1 protein-coding gene is annotated in these 802 nt (G+C 40.8%); it reads right to left on the bottom strand.

The genetic code is table 11. From position 1 onward, the window contains the following. Positions 1 to 192 (bottom strand): GIY-YIG nuclease family protein (locus tag QEH52_RS19925; RefSeq protein ID WP_308952717.1); only part of this gene is annotated, 192 nt, incomplete at its 3' end. Positions 193 to 802 lie beyond the last annotated feature (610 nt).

The following is an 802-nucleotide window of genomic DNA, read 5'->3' as shown; positions in this document are numbered from 1 at the left end:
CACGGAATCGGCCACCTCTAATACCTCTTCCAGCACATACGCCTCATAATAAATGAGCTTCCAAGGTCTTCGAAAAGAAGTCGCTTTTGCTTCACAAGTATTATGCTCAAATAGACGGCGACGCAAATTACCAGCATAAGCGATGTAAAGCCCCTGATCGAGTTGAGACTGCAGCACGTAAACATAGAACATAACCGATCATCCCTAAAAGAATAACCGCCGCCTGCCACGTGAGCTCTGCTCTTTACGTGGTGAGGCGAAGCCTTTTTACGCGGCCAACACCTCAGCCCAACAGGGAAAATGTGTGGTTTTCATAAAAAAAGACAATTAGTGATCAAAAGCTCACCTCAATCAAACTAAAGAAGTAATTAAATGCATGATTCGCCGGAAACTCAAAAACCAAAAAACACACAAATAATTCCACTATCACATAATATACAGAAACTTACAAAACCCCAGCGCGCCCCCCAGATAATTCCCCCAAAGTGATAGCATGCATTCAAAACGGCAAGACCTACAAAATTCAAAATTTTAAAATCGCTCAAATAACTCATCTATTAAACGTGACTCAATCTGTCAAATCGCATTAACAGTAAGATTACTCCCGATTGAGGATAGCACGAATAGGTGAAAATACAGTGAATTTGAATACACGAATCGCTGGGACGCATTCCTCAGCGAAACCGCAAGCTATAAGCCATTAAATTCTCTTAATAAGCACCTTACAAATCTATTAATAAAGCAAACGCCACAAGCCCTAAAAGTGATATCATGCATTCGTTTTGAAAAACCTCGTTGAATG

Origin of the sequence: Thalassobacterium maritimum (assembly GCF_031127805.1) — a bacterium.
Lineage (GTDB): Bacteria > Verrucomicrobiota > Verrucomicrobiia > Opitutales > Coraliomargaritaceae > Thalassobacterium > Thalassobacterium maritimum.
This window is presented reverse-complemented; position numbering and strand designations above follow the sequence as displayed.